The organism is Mycolicibacterium canariasense (assembly GCF_002101555.1).
Taxonomy (GTDB): Bacteria; Actinomycetota; Actinomycetes; order Mycobacteriales; family Mycobacteriaceae; genus Mycobacterium; species Mycobacterium canariasense.
Genome location: NZ_LQOL01000027.1, coordinates 13,814 through 31,809, shown reverse-complemented (window position 1 = coordinate 31,809; position 17,996 = coordinate 13,814). Strand labels below are relative to the sequence as shown.

16 protein-coding genes and 2 pseudogenes are annotated in these 17,996 nt (G+C 64.3%); 9 read left to right on the top strand and 9 right to left on the bottom strand.

The genetic code is table 11. The features are described 5' to 3' along the window. The first annotated feature begins 67 nt into the window (after positions 1 to 67). Positions 68 to 562, top strand: coding sequence for a MarR family winged helix-turn-helix transcriptional regulator (locus AWB94_RS04105; protein WP_062655285.1), 495 nt, complete (start codon positions 68 to 70; stop codon positions 560 to 562). Between the two features lie 102 nt (positions 563 to 664). Here AWB94_RS04105 and AWB94_RS04100 read toward each other — a convergent pair whose 3' ends face one another. Together AWB94_RS04100 and AWB94_RS04095 are read right to left on the bottom strand one after the other, a co-directional pair. Then, on the bottom strand, positions 665 to 1,531 hold the full coding sequence (locus AWB94_RS04100; RefSeq protein ID WP_062655149.1) for a TIGR03620 family F420-dependent LLM class oxidoreductase: 867 nt from the start codon (positions 1,529 to 1,531) through the stop codon (positions 665 to 667). Continuing rightward, a complete protein-coding gene (locus AWB94_RS04095) occupies positions 1,528 to 2,358 on the bottom strand; it encodes a MerR family transcriptional regulator (protein WP_062655284.1) in 831 nt (276 codons plus the stop codon). The genes AWB94_RS04100 and AWB94_RS04095 overlap by 4 nt, the downstream gene beginning before the upstream one ends. A 185-nt stretch (positions 2,359 to 2,543) precedes the next feature. On the opposite strand from AWB94_RS04095, the gene AWB94_RS04090 reads away from it, so the two are divergent. Together AWB94_RS04090 and AWB94_RS04085 are read left to right on the top strand one after the other, a co-directional pair. Further along, positions 2,544 to 2,837 (top strand): nuclear transport factor 2 family protein, encoded by a 294-nt coding sequence (locus tag AWB94_RS04090; protein ID WP_409365957.1) that lies wholly within the window; start codon positions 2,544 to 2,546, stop codon positions 2,835 to 2,837. Further along, positions 2,834 to 3,673, top strand: a complete 840-nt coding sequence (locus tag AWB94_RS04085) for an SDR family NAD(P)-dependent oxidoreductase (protein WP_062655147.1) — start codon at positions 2,834 to 2,836, stop codon at positions 3,671 to 3,673. Before AWB94_RS04090 ends, AWB94_RS04085 begins: the two co-directional genes overlap by 4 nt. 39 nt (positions 3,674 to 3,712) lie before the next feature. Here AWB94_RS04085 and AWB94_RS35680 read toward each other — a convergent pair whose 3' ends face one another. Further along, positions 3,713 to 4,213 (bottom strand): aldo/keto reductase, encoded by a 501-nt coding sequence (locus tag AWB94_RS35680; RefSeq protein WP_062655146.1) that lies wholly within the window; start codon positions 4,211 to 4,213, stop codon positions 3,713 to 3,715. Positions 4,214 to 4,294: 81 nt separating this feature from the next. Between AWB94_RS35680 and AWB94_RS36220 the strand changes: the two are divergent. Beyond that, positions 4,295 to 4,814 (top strand): annotated as a pseudogene (locus AWB94_RS36220) (TetR/AcrR family transcriptional regulator). Between the two features lie 12 nt (positions 4,815 to 4,826). Here the strand turns inward: AWB94_RS36220 and AWB94_RS04070 are convergent. Both AWB94_RS04070 and AWB94_RS04065 read right to left on the bottom strand, forming a co-directional pair. Next, positions 4,827 to 5,267 (bottom strand): pyridoxamine 5'-phosphate oxidase family protein, encoded by a 441-nt coding sequence (locus AWB94_RS04070; RefSeq protein WP_062655145.1) that lies wholly within the window; start codon positions 5,265 to 5,267, stop codon positions 4,827 to 4,829. Continuing rightward, positions 5,248 to 6,195: a LysR family transcriptional regulator gene (locus tag AWB94_RS04065; RefSeq protein ID WP_234811613.1), complete on the bottom strand. Its 948-nt coding sequence runs from the start codon at positions 6,193 to 6,195 to the stop codon at positions 5,248 to 5,250. The genes AWB94_RS04070 and AWB94_RS04065 overlap by 20 nt, the downstream gene beginning before the upstream one ends. A 192-nt stretch (positions 6,196 to 6,387) precedes the next feature. Between AWB94_RS04065 and AWB94_RS04060 the strand changes: the two genes are divergently transcribed. From AWB94_RS04060 to AWB94_RS04045, 4 genes are read left to right on the top strand one after another with little or no spacing between them, the layout of a single operon-like run. Further along, a complete protein-coding gene (locus AWB94_RS04060) occupies positions 6,388 to 7,842 on the top strand; it encodes an amino acid permease (protein WP_062655144.1) in 1,455 nt (484 codons plus the stop codon). 47 nt (positions 7,843 to 7,889) lie between these two features. Continuing rightward, positions 7,890 to 9,050, top strand: coding sequence for an iron-containing alcohol dehydrogenase (locus tag AWB94_RS04055; protein WP_109762001.1), 1,161 nt, complete (start codon positions 7,890 to 7,892; stop codon positions 9,048 to 9,050). A 48-nt stretch (positions 9,051 to 9,098) separates the two neighbouring features. Then, a complete protein-coding gene (locus tag AWB94_RS04050) occupies positions 9,099 to 10,592 on the top strand; it encodes a CoA-acylating methylmalonate-semialdehyde dehydrogenase (protein WP_432443939.1) in 1,494 nt (497 codons plus the stop codon). Between the two features lie 42 nt (positions 10,593 to 10,634). Then, positions 10,635 to 13,172, top strand: a complete 2,538-nt coding sequence (locus tag AWB94_RS04045) for a CoA transferase (protein WP_062655142.1) — start codon at positions 10,635 to 10,637, stop codon at positions 13,170 to 13,172. A gap of 327 nt (positions 13,173 to 13,499) precedes the next feature. Here the strand turns inward: AWB94_RS04045 and AWB94_RS04040 are convergent. Together AWB94_RS04040 and AWB94_RS04035 are read right to left on the bottom strand one after the other, a co-directional pair. After that, positions 13,500 to 13,678: pseudogene (locus AWB94_RS04040) on the bottom strand (bifunctional 5,10-methylene-tetrahydrofolate dehydrogenase/5,10-methylene-tetrahydrofolate cyclohydrolase); the annotation flags it as partial. A gap of 57 nt (positions 13,679 to 13,735) precedes the next feature. Continuing rightward, positions 13,736 to 14,299, bottom strand: a complete 564-nt coding sequence (locus AWB94_RS04035) for a TetR/AcrR family transcriptional regulator (RefSeq protein WP_062655282.1) — start codon at positions 14,297 to 14,299, stop codon at positions 13,736 to 13,738. Between the two features lie 153 nt (positions 14,300 to 14,452). Here AWB94_RS04035 and AWB94_RS04030 point away from each other — a divergent pair, with 153 nt between their 5' ends. Then, entirely contained in the window at positions 14,453 to 15,862 is a 1,410-nt protein-coding gene (locus AWB94_RS04030) for an amidase (RefSeq protein WP_062655141.1), read from the top strand. 856 nt (positions 15,863 to 16,718) lie between these two features. On the opposite strand, the gene AWB94_RS04025 is transcribed toward AWB94_RS04030, so the two are convergent. After that, positions 16,719 to 17,372, bottom strand: coding sequence for an FMN-dependent NADH-azoreductase (locus AWB94_RS04025; protein WP_062655140.1), 654 nt, complete (start codon positions 17,370 to 17,372; stop codon positions 16,719 to 16,721). Positions 17,373 to 17,401: 29 nt separating this feature from the next. Continuing rightward, positions 17,402 to 17,932 (bottom strand): YceI family protein, encoded by a 531-nt coding sequence (locus AWB94_RS04020; RefSeq protein WP_062655139.1) that lies wholly within the window; start codon positions 17,930 to 17,932, stop codon positions 17,402 to 17,404. Between the last annotated feature and the right edge of the window lie 64 nt (positions 17,933 to 17,996).

Genomic DNA, 17,996 nt, shown 5'->3' with positions numbered 1-17,996 from the left:
TCATGGGTGCACCGCAACCGGTCGGGCCGGTAAGCAAGGAGCACAATGTTGTCCTATGCAGCGCCCGATGACACCGATCTCCGTCTCGCCAGAGGCCGCCGACCACCAGGCGATGAGTCCGCGACCATCCGCTGACTCCGAACTCACCTGGCTCCTCCATCGAGCCGCGCAGCGGATGCACACTGCCACCGGCGAGCGCGCCGAAGAGCACGGCCTGCAACTACGCGACTACATCGTGCTCAGCGCCCTCAACCTGACCACGAACCTGACGCAGGCAGAACTCGGCAAGGCCCTCGGCTTGGACAAGACAACGCTGATGAGTCAACTGGACAAGCTAGAGCGGATGGGTCTGGTGATCCGTCGCCATGATCCCCGGGACCGTCGCGCACGGATCCCCCACATCACCGAGGCCGGGGAAAAATTGCGCGCGAAGGTGGCCCGGGCGTGCCAGCGTGTTGAAGAGGCGGCCCTTCCGAGCTTCACTCACGACGAGGTACAGCTGCTACGTCGCATGCTCATCGAAATGATCGGCGACAGCGACGATCCCGGTTCATGTCTATAGGAGGGACGTGGCCAAACGGTTCTCGTCTCGTTTGTCGACGGCCTCGCCGCTGAGGTCCGCCCGTCCACCCATGCCCGTCGCAGGGAGCGTTTCGATACCGTCTCAGTTGGCGGGTCGGTGTTCGGCCAGGGTTCGGAAGGCCTGTACCGGTGAGGCGGTGGGATCCGCGGCGAGAACTTGGATGCCGACATGGTCGGCGCCGGCCGAGAGATGCTCGTCGATCTTGGTGTAGATGGTCTCCGGGCAACCGTGGGCGACCAGGGCGTCGATGAGTGCGTCGCTACCTGCCTCGGCGATATCGGCTTCGGTGAACCCGTGCCGCAGCAGGTTGTTGGTGTAGTTGCGCAGGCCGAGGTAGGGATACTGGATGGCGGGACGGCCGATCCTGCGCGCCTCCTCACCGTCCTCGGACAGCACGACCTTCAGCTCGGGAGCAAGGAAGGCGCTGCTACCCAGCGTTTCTCGCGCGTATCGCGTGTGCGCGGGCACGGTGAGATAGGGGTGCGCCCCGAGTGTCTTCTCACCGGCCAGGGACAGTGTGTTGGTTCCCAGGGCGCCGATCACGATCGCGTCGGCCGGCACCGAATTACCCAGGAGCGTATCGACGTAGCTGACCATCCGCTCGAAAGGCCGTTCGTAGGTGGCTCGCGTCTCGGGATGCCCGAGACCGATGCCCAACAGCAGGCGAGGTCCGTACCGATCGATGATCCGACGGTAGTGATGGGCGATACCGCGGGCGTCGTCCTGCCACATGTTGATGATCGCCGTCGCGATGATCGCGTCCTTGGTCGCGGCGACCATCTTCTCGAGAAGGTCCATGTCGCCGACGGGGTCTGCGCCGATTCCTACCCAGATCGTCTGATAGCCCAACTCTTCGAGTTCGGAGGCGTAGGCGATACGGGGAGCATCACCCAGTGCGGGGTTGAGCCACGCTCCGTATGTGCCGAACCGCTCGTGTGTGTCGTTCATCGCGCCGGCGCCGTGGTGCTGAAGATCGGCCAGCAGATTTCGGTCGCGGTGAACCGGGCCGGATCTGTGGGCGTGCCACCGAGGTAGTGCTCGCGGATGGGTCCCTGGCTGCTGATCAGATGCTCGTTCACGTAGATGCCCAGGGCCGCGTAGCTGCGGTCGATGCCCTCGTCGTGACCGCCGGGGTGGGTGAGTACCGCGAATTCGGCCTTGGGTAGGACCTCGGCGTGGACACCTTCGGGGGGATCTGCAGATGGTGGTGCTTCGACGAACATGGTTGCGCTGCCGCGCTGTTCGAGAAACAGTGCGCGGTCGTAGAGACCGCCCGGCACCACCGCGGTCGGCTCGCCTACTGCCATGGCGACGGCCTGGTGCAGTGTGGTCAGCGACTCCCCGAACCAGTCGTCGATCCCCGAGGTGTCGATGGTGGCGCTGACGGACCACACGGCCAGTGCCGGTTCGTGGCGCACTGTGACGTCGGTGGGAGTTTTCACGGGGGAGAGCAGTTCGCGCAGCGCACCCACGGTGTCCCGGGTCTGCTGCAACTGTGCCTCCATCTGCTCGAGGTGGGTTGTGATGATGTCGGTGCGGGCGCCGGCGTCGTCGGTGCTCAGGAGCGCCTTGATGTCAGGAATGGACATGCCCAGGGTCCTGAACCGGCGGATGATGTGTGCGTGATCGACCTGGCTGGTGTCATAGAAGCGGTAGCCGGTGTAGGGGTCGATGTGGGCAGGTTCGAGAATGCCGATGTCGTGATAGTGGCGTAGTGCTTTCCTGCTCAGACTGGTCATCACCGCGAAGTCACCGATCGAGACCTGTGCGCCCATGGCGTCCTCCTCTGCGTATGCATCGCCTATGTCGAACAAGGTCATCCTGAACCCTCCCCCTGTGGCAAGGTCAACACGGAGGCCTGATCTGAATCGGTGCTTGACCTTCCCCTAACGGGAAACACCATCGTGATGCCATGACCGATACAGCATGGGACACGCTCCCAGAAACCGTGAAAACGTTCATGACCGCGCTGGATGCCCGTGAGGTGGAACATGTGCTGGCCACACTCACCACTGACGCCGTGGTGACCGACGAGGGCCACGACTACAAGGGGCGTGACGAGATCGGGACCTGGGTGGCCAACGCGGCCGCCGAGTACACCTACACCACCGCATTCACCGGCGCCACGACTACCGACGCGGGCGTCGACGTCGGGCAGCACCTGGAGGGTGACTTCCCCGGCGGCGTCGCCGACCTGCACTACCGGTTCACCCTCGACGGCGTGTTGATCAGCCGGGTGGTGATCGAGCCATGAGCAAACGATGGTTCATCACCGGCGGCACCCCCGGCAACTTCGGAGTGGCGTTCGCCGAGGCGGCACTGGAAACCGGGGACCGCGTGGTACTCACCTCCCGGCGCCCGCAAGAGCTGGCGACCTGGGCCGAGCAGTACGGTGAGCGCGTTCTCGTCGTGCCGCTGGAACTCACCGATGCCGCGCAGGTGCAGCGCGCGGTGCATACGGCCGAGGAGCACTTCGGCGGTATCGACGTGCTGGTCAACAACGCCGGCCGCGGCTGGTACGGATCGATCGAAGGCATGGACGAGTCTGCGCTGCGGGCGATGTTCGAGCTGAACTTCTTCGCGTTGCTGTCGGTGACACGTGCGGTGCTGCCGGGGATGCGCGCCCGCGGCAGCGGGTGGATCGTCAACGTGTCCTCGGTGGCAGGGCTGGTATCAGCACCGGGATTCGGCTACTACAGTGCGACGAAGTTCGCCATCGAAGCCATCACCGACGCCCTGCGCGACGAGGTCGCCCCACAGGGCATCTCCGTGCTGACCGTCGAACCGGGCGCCTTCCGCACCAACGCCTACGCCGGCTTCGCCAACGAGCCCATCGAAGAACCCATTCCGGAGTACCACGACATGCTCGAGCAGGTCCGCGCCGTCTTCGTCGGGATGGACGGTGAGCAGCCCGGCGATCCGCACCGTGGTGCCCGTGCGGTGATCGCGGCGATGGCTCAGGACCAGCCGCCGCGGCGGCTGGTCCTGGGCAACAGCGGCTACGACGCCGTGATCGATGCGCTGGAGCAGACCCTGACAGACATCCGGGCAAACGAAAAGCTCTCTCGCAGCTCCGATTTCCCCGCCTAGACAGCCAGCAGTCATCGCGTGCTGCCGTGCATGACTCGATCAGGTGGACGCCGCCGTGAGGTGATCGATCTGCTCTGTTGTCAACTGCACGTCAGTGGCAGCCAGGTTCTCTTCCAGGTGCGTGCGTTGCGAGGTGCCGGGAATGGGCAGCATGACCGGTGAGAGCTGCAGCAGCCAGGCGATCGCCACCTGTCCCACGGTGCACTGGTGGGCGCGGGCGACATCTGCGCCGGGAGTCTCCGGCGCACGTGCCGTCAGGGCGATGCCCACGGCCACGGTCGTCAACGCGCTGACCGCCATGTTGAACGCCTGGGTGGGGTTGTTACGCAGGCCTCCGTGCTCCGCATCGACCACGTTGGCTACAGCATCCCATGCCGGATAGAACAGCAACAATGCGCCGGCAATGAACGTCGATGTGGAGCCGATGATCAGCGCGGTGGCGACCCAGGCGAGCGAAACTGTGCTTCGCACAGCGTAGTAGGACGCCAGGGTGCGGTCGGCACCAACAGGCTGATAGCGCTCGAGGATTTGATCTGACATGCGTTTGTCCTTCTTGGATGCACGGAGTGGTCGGCGTGTAGTCGCGGGCCGACCGACGCGGCCGAACGTGTTCGTACCACCGTGCTCCCCCATGCGGCAGACCTGTTCACCGAGCGAGGTCCGGCGGCCACGCCGATGCGCGATATCGCCGATCGCTCAGGCGTGAACGCAGGATTGATCTTTCGCCACATCGGCACGAAGGAAGCGGTCGTGACGTCCGTGCTGGAGTACCTCGCCGAAGACCTGGTTTCGGCGCGAGATGGTGGCGCGGCGCGAGCCGTCATCGAGGCCCGCGCGGAACGCAGCTGGAAAGTCATCGCCCGCGCGCTGCTCGACGGCTTCGATGTAGCGCGGCTTCAGCACAGGTTCCCCAATATCGACCAGCTCCTGGCAGCCGCCCGAGACCACTACGATTGACGATTACACAGCACGCGTCGCCACCGCGGACGCGCTTGCCTTGCAGTTGGGATGGCGGCTCTTCGGCCCTTTTTTGAGGGCCGCTACCGGACTCGACGAACTGAGTGTCCGTGATACCCCGGCTCCCGCAACCGGTTTCATCAGCCTGCTGCTGGGCGACCCGCGCGGGCTTCGGGGCGACTGAGGCCCGCTGAGGCTAGTCCTCGTCCGACGTGGAGTCGCCGTAATACCACGACAGGGTGCGTACGGGGGTCACGTAGATGTAGGTGGCACCCGGTCTCGGCGCGGTGGGCCACTCGGATTCTGGCACGCCGCGCGACCGGGCACCATGCCGTGCGAGTTCAAGCGTTTCAGCGGCTTCCCGAACGATGCGTGCGTGACCTTGGAACATCACCCCGCGGATATCCGCCATGGTTGAGCCGTCTTCGAGCATGACGCTCACGGCCGGATTGCGCTCTACGTTGGCCACTTTGCGCGTGCCGTCTCGCACGCCCATGACGACATCACCGCCCAGCCGGAAGTATCCCAGCGGCACGGTGTGTGGGAATCCGTCCTTGTCGATGGTGGTCAGGATCGCCCAGCCCGGACGGCTGTCGAGAAGCGCCGTGATTTCGTCGTCAGTGAGTTTGCGCGGCATGTGACGAGGCTACTCGTGAGGCAGTGCCAGCCACGGCAGGCCCAGAACGCGCATCCGGCCCGGAGGCGGCCGCTATCGATCGCAGCGCGTCGGACACGACGCGTATCCGCGCCAGCCGCTGTAGCTCTCGAGGGACGACCAACCAGTACGATCTTTCAAGCGAAACCGTCTGCGGGAGAATTTGTCTGAGCCGGTGGTCCCGGCCACCCATGTATTCAGGAAGAACCGCGATACCGATGCCCGCGGCGGCCGCCTCCCACTGTCCCGTCAAATTGTTGGTCTGAATCCGCGTGCGATGGTCCGGCAACAGTTCGTCGAGAAGCCGCAATGCCGGCACGTCCAGCAACGATTCGACGTAGCCGATCAGGGTGTGCTGGTACAGGTCTCGCACCTGCGCGATCGGCGGACGCGATTCGAGATAGCCGGCTGAGGCATAGAGACCGAGGTGATAGGTCATCAGATGGTCAACCGCCACCCGGCTCGGCGACGGGGGATCCAACGTGACCCCGACGTCGAACTCTCGCATGGACAACGCGTCGAAGCCGGTTGCGGTGACGATCTCGATGTTCAGATCGGGATGCCGCGAGTGCAGATCGCCCAGGTGTGGGGCCAGGACGAAGGCGCCGAAGCCATCGGGCGTGCGGATGCGCACAGTCCCCGACAATCGCCCACCCCCCGCGCCACCGATGTCACCTGCCGCGCGTACCGCGGCCTCCACTGCCTCGGCGTGGATCACCATCTCCTGACCGGACTCGGTCAACGTCCATCCCGTGGGCCGCCGATCGAAAAGGCGCTGACCACACGATCGCTCCAATGCCGTGATCTGCCGTCCGACGGTCGTGTGATTGACCGCGAGGTTCTCACCGGCTGCCACGAGACGACCTGTCCGGGCCACTTCGAGGAAATAGCGAAGCGAGTTGGCGTCCACACAGTGACCATACCGACCTGTGCATGCATGCACAGGCGAGTGCGACATTGTGTATTGCCCCATGAACTACGGCGCGTGAGACTTGGCTCACACGCTAGGGCCGCGGCCCGCTCATCCGCAGGCTCCGCAGACCGCGACAGATCGCCCCCGGCAGATATCAAGCGCGCATCCACCACAAGGAAGGGGCCCACCGTGTCCGACAACGCTGTGCATGCGGGAAAGCTACACACATCTCTGCGCAGACCTCAGCTGACGATGCTCGCCATCGGCGGCACCATGGGGGCCGGCCTGTTCATCGGTTCGGGAGCTCTCATCACCCAAACGGGTCCCCTTGCGGTCGCAACCTATGCGGTCACGGGGGTCTTGATCATGCTGGTCATGCGGATGCTGGGCGAAATGGCCGTGGCGAATCCACGCACAGGCAGCTTCACCGACTATGCCCGCGACGCGTTGGGAAACTGGGCGGGATTCTCGTCGGCCTGGTTGTACTGGTACTACCAGATGGTCGTTGTCGGCTTCGAGGCCGTCGTCGGTGCCCAACTGTTGCAGCGATGGATCCACGGCGTGCCCAACTGGATCATGTCCGTCATCCTCTTGTTGATCTTGACTGTGGTGAACCTCGTCTCCGTCGGCAACTTCGGCCGATTCGAGTACTGGTTCTCCGGAATCAAGGTCGCGGCAGTGACGCTCTTCGTGGTGTTGGCAACGTGTTTCGTGCTCGGGCTGTGGCCCGGCGCGACCATCGACTTCTCGAACCTCACCGACCACGGCGGTCTGGCGCCCAATGGTGTCCTGCCGATGTTCTCCGGTGTCGTCGTGGTCATCTTCTCGATGGTCGGCGCCGAGGTGGTAACGGTGGCCGCGGCGGAATCTGCAGAGCCGGGCCTGGCGATCAAGCGTGCTGTCAACGCCGTCGTCTATCGGGTGCTGTTCTTCTTTGTCGCGTCGTCGTTCCTGATCGTGACCATCGTTCCGTGGAATTCCATCCCCGCGGGTACGTCGCCTTTCCTGAACGTGCTCCAGGTCCTCAACATCCCCGGTGTGGCCGACATCCTGAACCTCGTCATCCTCGTCGCGGTGCTGTCGTGCTTGAACGTCAGCCTGTACTCGAGTTCCCGCATGCTCTTCACGCTCGCCGCGAACGGTGATTGCCCGGCGTGGATGTCGCGCACAAATCACCGAGGAGTCCCGGTACTCGGCGTCCTCTCGTGCACCGTCATCGGTTACGCATGTATCGCCGTCGGCTACTTCTTCCCCGACACCGTGTTCCTGTTCCTCATAAACGCCTCGGGCGCGATGATCCTCTTCGTCTACCTGATGATCTGCGTGTCGCAGATCGTCCTTCGGCGACGCAACGAGGCCAACAACGGCGCCCGATTCCAGTTCGCGATGTGGTGCTTCCCGTATCTATCCATCGCCGTGACCGCAGCGATCGTCTTGATTCTGCTGAGCATGCTGCGTGACGCGACTTCACGGGTTTCCCTCATCCAGGGACTCGTGGTGTGGGCGATCGTGCTCATCGCCTTCGCCGCCAAGACACTCCGGCGTCGGTACTCGGCCGCCGACGACGGCAGCGTCAGCGACGCGGCTGCAGACGACGACCTCTCCGCCGCTCCTTCCGTCCCGCATCCGTCCAACTCAGCATGACCACTTCGCCCGACATACGCCCTACCACCCCGAGAAGGAGCACCATCGTGAACCCTCAGATCGCCCTCCCACGCACCATGCGGATCGGTGGAGGAGCCGTCCGTGAGATCGCAGAAGTCACCCGGAGCCTGGGGGTCTCTCGCCCCCTGATCGTCACCGACGCGTTCATCGTCGGTACCGGCGCCGCAGAGACCATGCTCGACGACCTGCGCGACGGGGGTCTGCACCCCGAACTCTTCGCTGGGACCGTCCCCGACCCCACCACCGATTCACTCACGGCCGGCCTGGCGGCTGTGACGGCGCACCGAGCCGACGCGATCATCGGGTTCGGCGGGGGAAGCCCGATGGATACCGCGAAAGCACTGGGGCTGCTGGGGGCCCAAGGTGGCTCGATGCGCGACTACAAGGCCCCGCGGAACAACACCGGGCCGGCGCTGCCCGTGATCGCGGTACCGACGACTGCTGGCAGTGGTTCGGAAGCAACACAATTCAGCATCATCACCGACACATTCAACGACGAGAAGATGCTGTGCGCCGGGACCGCGTTCCTCCCGGTCGCTGCGGTGATCGACTATCGGCTGACGATGTCCATGCCACCGCGACTGACTGCCGACACCGGCGTGGATGCCCTCACCCATGCCGTCGAGGCCTACGTCAGCAAGAAAGCCAATCCCTTCTCCGACGCACTCGCCCTGAGTGCGATCGCCACGATCGGGCGGGTGTTACGGCGCGCGTACGACGACGGCAACGACGTATACGCCCGCGAACAGATGATGCTGGCCTCGACGCAGGCCGGTATCGCCTTCTCCAACTCCTCGGTCGCGCTCGTGCACGGTATGAGCCGACCCATCGGTGGGCACTTCCACGTGGCGCACGGGCTGTCCAATGCGATGTTGTTCCCGGCGGTGACCGCGTTCTCAGTCCGAGCCGCCGAGTCCCGCTACGCCGATTGCGCGCGTGCACTGGATGTCGCGCTCGGTACCGACGACGACAGTTGTGCCGCAAATGCGCTTGTGTCAGCACTGACCGAACTGTGCGCCGAGGTCGCGGTTCCGACACCCAAACAGTACGGAATCGATCGCGCTCGCTGGACCGAACTCACACCGATCATGGCGCGTCAGGCCCTCGCGTCAGGTTCCCCCGGCAACAACCCACTCGTCCCGACCGAGGACGAGATCCGCGACCTCTACGCCCAGATCTACGCCTGAAACCTCACGAAGGAGCACTACGAGATGACCACGACCATGACACCGACACTGATCACCGACATCGACCACTTCATCGGCGACACAGTCGATTCCCGCGGTGCGCAGCACAGGAGAGATGTCTACAATCCGGCCACCGGCGCGGTCACCGGTCGGGTCGCCATGGCCACTGCCGACGACGTCGACGCAGCGGTCACCGCCGCCCATACGGCGTTTGCAGGGTGGTCCGCCACCCCACCACATGTACGGGCGCGCATCCTGTTCCGATTCCGTGATCTCGTCGACCAGCACGCCGACCGGCTCGCAGCGATCATCACCGCCGAACACGGCAAGGTGCTCTCCGATGCGAAGGGCGAGATCATCCGCGGGCTTGAGGTCGTCGAATTCTCCTGCGGCATACCGCAGATGCTCAAGGGCGAGTACTCGGAGAACGTGGGGCGCGAGGTGGACGGTGTGACACTGCGCCAGCCACTCGGGGTGGTGGCCGGAATCTCGCCGTTCAACTTCCCGGCAATGGTTCCGATGTGGATGTTCCCCGTCGCACTCGCCTGTGGGAACACCTTCGTCATGAAGCCGTCGGAAAAGGACCCCACCCTCAGCGTCGAACTGGCCAAACTCCTCACCGCGGCCGGGTTGCCCCCCGGCGTCTTCAACGTCGTCCAGGGTGACAAGGTCGCCGTCGACGCCCTCCTGCAACATCCGCAGGTCGAGGCCATCAGCTTCGTCGGGTCCACCCCGGTCGCCGAATACATCCACGCCACAGCGGCCGCGAACGGCAAGCGGGTGCAGGCGCTCGGCGGCGCCAAGAACCACATGGTCATCATGCCCGACGCCGACCTCGATCAGGCCGTGTCCGCATTGATGGGTGCTGCTTACGGCTCGGCCGGTGAGCGCTGCATGGCGATCTCCGTGGCTGTCCCGGTCGGCGACGAGGTGGCCGACGCACTCCGCGAGCGCCTTGTCGCCGCGTTGGCCGAGCTGCACGTCGGTGACGGCAGCACCGACGGGGTCGATATGGGCCCGCTGGTGAGCGGAGTGCACCGCGACAAGGTGGCCGACTACATCCAGATCGGCGCGGACGAAGGAGCAGAGTTGGTCGTGGACGGTCGCACGACCGCGCCCGCCGGAGACGGATTCTTTCTGGGCGGGACGCTGTTCGACCATGTCACGCCGGAGATGCGGATTTATCGCGAGGAGATCTTCGGTCCCGTCCTGTCGATGGTGCGTGCGGGTTCGTTCGATGAGGCCTTGCAGCTGGTGAATGACCACGAGTTCGGCAACGGCACGGCGATCTTCACGGCCGATGGCAACACGGCACGCACCTACCTGTCGCGGGTCCGCGCCGGCATGGTCGGGATCAACGTCCCCATTCCCGTTCCGATGGCGTTCCACTCATTCGGCGGGTGGAAGCGATCCTTGTTCGGCGATCACCACATCCATGGACCCGAGGGGGTACGGTTCTACACCCGCAACAAGACCGCGACCATCCGGTGGCCGGATCAGACTCGTGTTCAGACCGACTTCTCGATGCCCACACACAGCTGACGTCCCGTCATCAGCCGCACCAGCAACCAGAGGTAGAGCACCATGCGTCCATTTCCCCACCCCGAAGACTCGGATCCCCGCACGCGCTTGCCGCTGGCAGGAATCAACGTCGTCGACTTCGGGCAGTATCTTGCGGGCCCGGCTGTGGCGATGATCCTGGGCGACCTCGGGGCGCACATCGTACGGGTGGAGCATCCCGACGGACCCATGTGGGACAGTCCGGCCAATGCCGTGCTCAATCGCAACAAGCTCATCGTCCCCATCGATCTCAAGACCGAGGAGGGCGTAGCGGACGCGCACCGCCTCATCGCTGCCAGCGATGTGGTGATCGAGAATTTCCGGCCGGGCGTCATGGCGAGGCTCGGCATCGATCTCGCGGCGATCCGCGAGGCTCAGCCGCACATGATTACCGTGTCACTGCCAGGCTTCTCCACCGACGACGAATTGCGCCGCGACTGGCGGGCTTTCGAATCGGTGATCGCCGCCGCGTCGGGCGTGTTCACCGACATGGGGCTCAATCGTGTTCTCATGGGCGTGAACCCGTCGTTCTCACCGCTGCCGCTCGCGTCGGCCTATGCGACGAGCATGGCTGCCGCGTCGGTGTCGATCGCGCTCTATGCCCGGCAGCGGACGGGCCGCGGCGACCACATCGAGGTACCGTTGGCCAGCGCCGTGATGGAAGGCCTGTCCTACAACACCCTCCACGTCGAGGACTATCCGCAGCGTTACAAGACGCAGCGCGAGCAGGAGATCGACCGGCGCCGCGCCGAGGCGACGCCTTTCGACCTCAGCTACGGCGAACTTCAAGAGCTGCTGGATCCTTTCTATCGAAGCTACGAATGCGCCGACGGTCGGATGTTCTACGTGGTGTGTCCGAGTCACCGTTACCACGCGAAGCGGTGTCTGCAGGCGCTCGGTCTTTACCAGGAGTTCGTCGAGCGGGGTCTACCCGAGGAACCGGACGTCTATCAGCCCCGCGCGCGGTGGGCCGCCGGCGCCTCATTGGGTTCCTATCCCCTGCCGAAGGAATGGGCAGACCCGATCGCGGCACGTATGAAATCGGTCTTTCTCACCAAGACCGCAGCCGAGTGGGACCGCGTCTTCGGCGAGGGAAAGTTCCCTGGAGCGTCACAACAGTGGCTCGAGGAGTGGATCGACGACCCCCACGTTCGGGAGGCGCGTCTGGCTGTCGAGGTCGATGATCCGGAGTACGCCGGCATGGTCCAGCCGGGACCCGTGGCCTGGCTGGGTGAGAGCGCAACGGCGAGCGCGAATCCGCGACCCCGCCGCTGGGGCACCGTGGCCGAGGCACTGGACGAACTGGGGCGCACGCCGCGTCCCGCCCTGTCCGCCCCGCTGCCGGAGTCGAATTCCCCATGGCTGGAGGGGGTTCGAGTTCTGGACCTGTGCAACGTTATCGCCGGGCCGCACTCGGCGGGGTTCCTGGCACGGTTCGGTGCCGAGGTCATCAAACTCGATCCCGCGCAGCCGCTCTATGACCCGTGGAACACCGTGGTGTTCGGGATGACTCACATGCGCGGCAAGCAGTCCACGCTCGTCGACCTCACCAGCGCCGAGGGCAAGCGCGTGCTCGAGAAACTGGTCGCTTCCGTCGACGTGGTCGTGTGGAACGCCACCGACCGGCAGGTCGCGAAGCTCGGTCTCGATCGGGACGGCCTTCACCGCCTCAACCCGCGCGCGATCTTCTGCCAGCTTGACTGTTTCAGCGGGACACAGCCCGGTCCTCGAACCAACTACCTGGGCTACGACGACCTGATCCAAGCCGCAACGGGCATCATGCTGCGGTTCGGCGGGTCGATGGCGAGCCCCGAGGAACATGCGCACGTCGGCACCATCGATGTCATGTGCGGGTTCGCTGCGTCGCTGGGTATCGGCGCGGCGCTGTTGCACCGAGAAGTCACCGGTCGTGCGGATCGAGCGCGCACCTCGCTTGCGGCACTTACCGGTCTCGCCCAAATTCCGTTCTTTCACAAGTATCCGGGCCGGGGCGCCTTTGACGAACCCAGCGGCCCCTCGGCCCGCGGATACCATGCGCTGGAGCGGCTCTATACGACACGGGACGGCGAGACGATCATGCTGGCGGCATCAGACCGCGACGTAGAGCGACTGTCCACGATCGACGGACTCGGAGACCTCCCGGACGTTTCCGATGCCGGCAGGCAGGCCTACCTCGAGGCGGCATTCCTGCGCGCGGACTCCGACTGGTGGTTGAACGCGTTGCGCGGCATCGATGTCGGTGTTGCCCGGTGTGTCGACATGGTCACCCTGCGTAACCGGTACACCCGTGAGGCGGACGGATCGAGCGGTGCCGACACGGGCAGCAGCTACGCCTTCTCCCGCTTCACTGCGCACCCCAGCGGACACACGGTGACTCAACTCGACCCGATCGGCGTCCGCTTGTCGCAGGCCCGCGTCGTGGCGCCCGAACCCGCCGAGAAGTACGGGGCGTCAACGGCTGCAGTACTGCGATCCGTCGGATTCAGCGACGATGACGTCGACACGATGCTGACGACTGGCGCGATCTCGACCAGCTGGAGTGACGAGTATCTGCCGTCCTGACCGCGTACGGTTCCGCGAACGCCGCCCTGAATTTCTGCACACGGTCGTGGGCTGCCGAACTCGACGCGACCGGTGTGACCATGAATGCCGTAGGCAGATCGCGGCCGCGGAGGCGGTCCTGCCGCGGCCTTCATCACCGGGCACGTTCTGCGGGCCGATAGCGGTGGCTCGATCGGCGGTGCCTGATACGACGGACCATGGCCGATCTTTTGGGAGGCGATGTCGGATTCCGCGGCCCGCACGGTGATTTTCTCCGCCTCAGTCGACCCCTGGGTGCGACACCGTCGCCTTCGACCGTCACAGACACAACCCGAGCGGCGCGCATGATCAATCTTTCTCGGCGGCAGCGACGGTCTGTTGAAGCAACACCGCGATCGTCGTCGATCCCACCCCGCCCGGGACCGGTGTGATGAACCCGGCCTGCTGCGCGGCTACCGCGTAGTCGACGTCGCCCACGTTGCCGGGTTGTAGCCGGCGTCGATGACAGTCGCGCCGGGTTTGATCCAATCGTTCAGCTGATTTGGTGCAGCGATCGCTTGTAACGCAAGTGGGACTGAGGATCCTCAGTGTGGCAGCAGGCCCGCTGCCCGGTAGCTGGAAATAAGAGTGTCGAACAGAGTGATGTCTGACCGGCTCCTGGCCAGCAGTTGAGCACCGGCAACCGCTGCGTAGATGGCGCGGCCCCGGTCCACACTTTCGTCGGCAGAGGCGAGTCCGGCCGCCGCTAGCATGTCACTCAGCCACGCCACGTTGACATCCGCGAACTTCTGGACCTCTTCCCTGACCTCCTCTGGAAGGTCGTCGAACTCGGCGGCCATGAAACTGACCATGCAAAGCCGATTCTCGTTTTCGAGCGATCTGCGGAAGATGCTGGGATATTTCACGAGAGCAGCCGTCGGGCTCCCCTCATCGGCCAGAAGCTGCTCGAGGTCACTGGCCGTCTGTTCCCAGTAGCGACGCGCGACCGCCACTCCCAGTTCAGCTTTGGTCGGAAAGTAGTGGTAGATACTCGCTGCCTTGATGCCGACAATCTTCGCCAGGTCCCGGAAGCTGATACCGGTGTAACCGTGTGCCTGGGCGCCGCGGCGGGCCGCCTCAAGTATCGCGTCTCTCGAATTCGTGCTCATGCTGTCCGTCCGCTCGCCCATGCTGACCCTCAGCACAGCCTACCATCTGTCAGGTAGGGATTGACGAGCGCCAAGCAAGGGCATACATTGATCCCTACCTAGTGGCAGGTAGGGACCGACCTCCTGCTCATCGGATGCAGCAGGAGATGGCTCGTGAATCAAGACCTCGTGTTCCAGGACGCAACCGCACTGGCAGCGCTGGTCCGCGCGAAAGAGATTTCGCCGGTGGACGTTGTCAGAACGCACCTCGACCGGATCGAGGCGGTTGATCCCCAGGTGAACGCCATCGTGACGGTGGCGACCGGAGCCCTCGGCGCCGCGAAAGCGGCAGAAGCTGCGGTGTTGAGGGGCGACGAACTCGGCCCGCTGCACGGCGTGCCCTTCACTGTGAAAGATTCGATCGACACTGCCGACGTCCTGACCCAGCGCGGATCGCCAATCTTCGCCGGGCGGGTTCCCGACCATGACGCAGTCAGTGTGGCCCGTCTCAAGCGCGCCGGGGGCATCTTGTTGGCCAAGACCAACCTCCCGGAGTTCTCCTACTGGATCGAGAGTGACAATCTGCTCTCGGGGCGCACGAACAATCCCTGGGACCTCGACCGCACACCAGGCGGCTCAAGTGGTGGTGAATCCGCTGCGATCGCAGCCGGCATGTCGCCGCTTGGGCTGGGCACCGACCTCGCAATCTCCGTGCGCGGACCCGCCGCACAAACCGGCATCACTTCGATCAAGGCCACACACGGCCGGGTGCCGATGACCGGAATCTGGCCCCGCGCACCACGCCGCTTCTGGCACGTCGGACCGATGGCGCGATCGGTTCGCGACATTGCGCTCGCGTACACGCAACTGGCCGGTCCAGATGGTCATGACGCATTCGCCTCCAGCGCGGCGCACGGCGACGCCGGCGTCGGTGACACACCGCACCGCCCACTGCGCGTGGGATGGATGGTCGGGCCAGGATTCGGACCGGTCGACCCCGAGGTCGCGGCAGTCGTCAAGAGTGCCGCCGACGGGCTCGCCGGCCTCGGCCATGTCGTCGAGCATGTCGGAATCCCGGCACTGGAGAAGGATTTCGCTCTCGACGTGTTCAACCGACTGCACGTCATGGAGATGAAACCCGCGTTCCGGGAGGCCACGAAGGGCCGCCGAGACGACGAGCTATACAAGATGGCCAAGACGATGCTCTCCTTGCCCGACACCTCGATGGAGGACTACGTCGACGCAGAACAGGCCGCCGAACGGATACGCGACGGATACGCCGAATACTTCTCCCGGTATGACGTGCTGATTACACACGTTCTCCCCATCCCGGCGCACAAGCACGGCGTGAGCGAGTTCGTGATCGACGGCCACACCGTGGACGCGACGTATCTCCAGGGTGCGACCGTGCCGCTGAATGTCGCTGGCCTGCCGGGCATCTCGATGCGCTTCGGCACCAGCAAGGAAGGCCTGCCCATCAACGTCCAACTCGTTGGAAGCTGGTTCGCCGAGTCCACAATCCTGCATGCAGCGGCCCTGTTGGAGAGCGCGAGTCCGACGCGTGGGCTGCATCCCACACTTTGATTTCTCCCGATGCGCAGCAGGCATTCCTGGTGCGAACCAAGTGACGGGAATGTCTGCTCTGCAGGCCCATTGATAGGCGAAGGCCGGAGAGGTTTGCCCCTCGAGGATCTCGTCCACACTGTCCTCTTGAAGGAAACGGGATCCCGGCACTGCTATCTCAGTTTGATTGGACTACCTGCGCACGCTATCGAGAACGCGTTGTTTACGTTGGATCACTCCGGAATTGGCGCGGACGAGCTGCAGGAGGGCCACAACCGCAACGAGTGCGGACCGGCAAACCCCGTCGGCGGGTGTGGAATAGGGCCCGAGCAGGTTGGAGGTTCGCGGCATCACCCCTTGGACCGCTGTCTGCCGGAGTCGCCGATCTCGTGATCACGCTTGGACACGTCGTGTCCAACGTTGACCAGGCCGCCTGGTGTCCCTACCTTACCGTAGAGGCCAATTGCACTGGTGAGCAGCACTTTTCGAGACCGAAGCGCCTAGTGTGAGAAGTCAGCTGGAGGCGAGGTCGAAATCGTCGCGGCTGACGCCGACACGGGAGATGGCTTCGGAAGCCTGCTCGGCGGCTATCTCGCGATTATGCAGAGCCCGCCCGATCCAGGTGACCTCGAGAATCTCGGCAGTATCCGTACGAGCTTGCCGCATTCACCGGCTGAAAGTCGATGCGCCCGCATCTGTCTACGAATCCGTCTCACCGACCACGACGAATCCCAATCGCCGGTACCGCCCTACGTACACGTCGCCGTCCTGATCTGCGAGGTTCAGCCCGGCCCGCATCGACACCGTCGACGACAATCACCTGCGTGGCCACAGCCTCTGCTCATCCGCGCGAAGTCTCATAACGCGAGAACCTACGTCATCGGCTAGCTGACGGGATTGCTAGCCGATGTCCGAGTTCACGTGCCCGGTTTTCGGCGTCAGCGCGCAGGGTGGCTGCGAGGTCTTTGAACTCGTCGAGTGCAGGATTGACGCCAACCAAGCTGAATTCAGATACCACGGTGTCGAGGTCGAGGCCCCAGACGTCATTGAGGATGCGCTGCATCCACGCCGTGGCGTGATCCCAGCCGTGACGGGGAGTTCCCTCGGCGTAGTAACCGCCGTGGACGGTGACCAGGATTGCCGGCTTGCCGGCGATCGCGGGCGGTTCGGCCGGATTAAATCGTGGATCGGTGATGATCATGTCCACCCACGACTTGAAGTGTTGAGAGACCCCGTAGTTGTAGAGCGGGACAGCGAACAGGAACGCGTCGGCGGCCAGGAGTTCGTCGGCGAGAGTTGTCGCTAAGCGGACGGCCTCGCGCTGTTCGGGGGTGCGGTGTTCTTCCGGAGTGTAACCGGCGAATGCTGCTGTGCCCCAGGCAGTGGATGGAATGGGTTCGGTGCCGACGCTGCGGCGGATGACGGCAGCTTCGGGGTTGGCTGCGAGCCATTCCTGTTGCGCAATGTCGGCGATCTCGCGGCTGTGGGAACCTTCGACGCGGATGCTCGCGTCGAGACGGAACAGTGTCATTTCTTCAATCTCCTTGGTGGGGTTGGTGTTTACGACGGTGAATCGGAGAAGGTGTAGTGGGCCTCCACGGTGACTTCGGTGGTAAAGCGGTCCATGTCTTTCATGTGTAGGACGTCGTTGCCGATGCGTGCGGTGGCCGTGAGGGTGGCACGTCGATCGCGCGCGACGATGTGACCTGTCGCCGTCAGCGCTGACGTATGGCCGTGGACCTCGATATCGCCGATGATTTGCACCTCACCGGGGCCGACTGAGCGGACCTCGCTAGAGGTGAACGTGATCGCGGGATACTTTTCCGCGTCGAAGTAGTCAGAGGATCGTAGGTGTGCGTCACGCTTTGCGATCCGCGAAGTAATCGATTCCGGGTCGACCACAAATGTGCCCGAGGCCCTGCCCGCACTGGAGACTTCGGCGCGACCCCCCTTGGCCCGCATGACTCCCTTGGCGACCGGGACGGACAGCAGCCGAGTGCGCCACCTCAGGGTGGTGGCGTGTGGGTCGAGTCGCCACACGCCGCTCAGGCTGTGCAGATCCGTTATGGCTGCATTAGCCACGGTAATCACTCCTTCCCTCCATCGGAGGCGCTGGTCTCGAAACCGCGCTTACATGTTGAACGTACAACATATT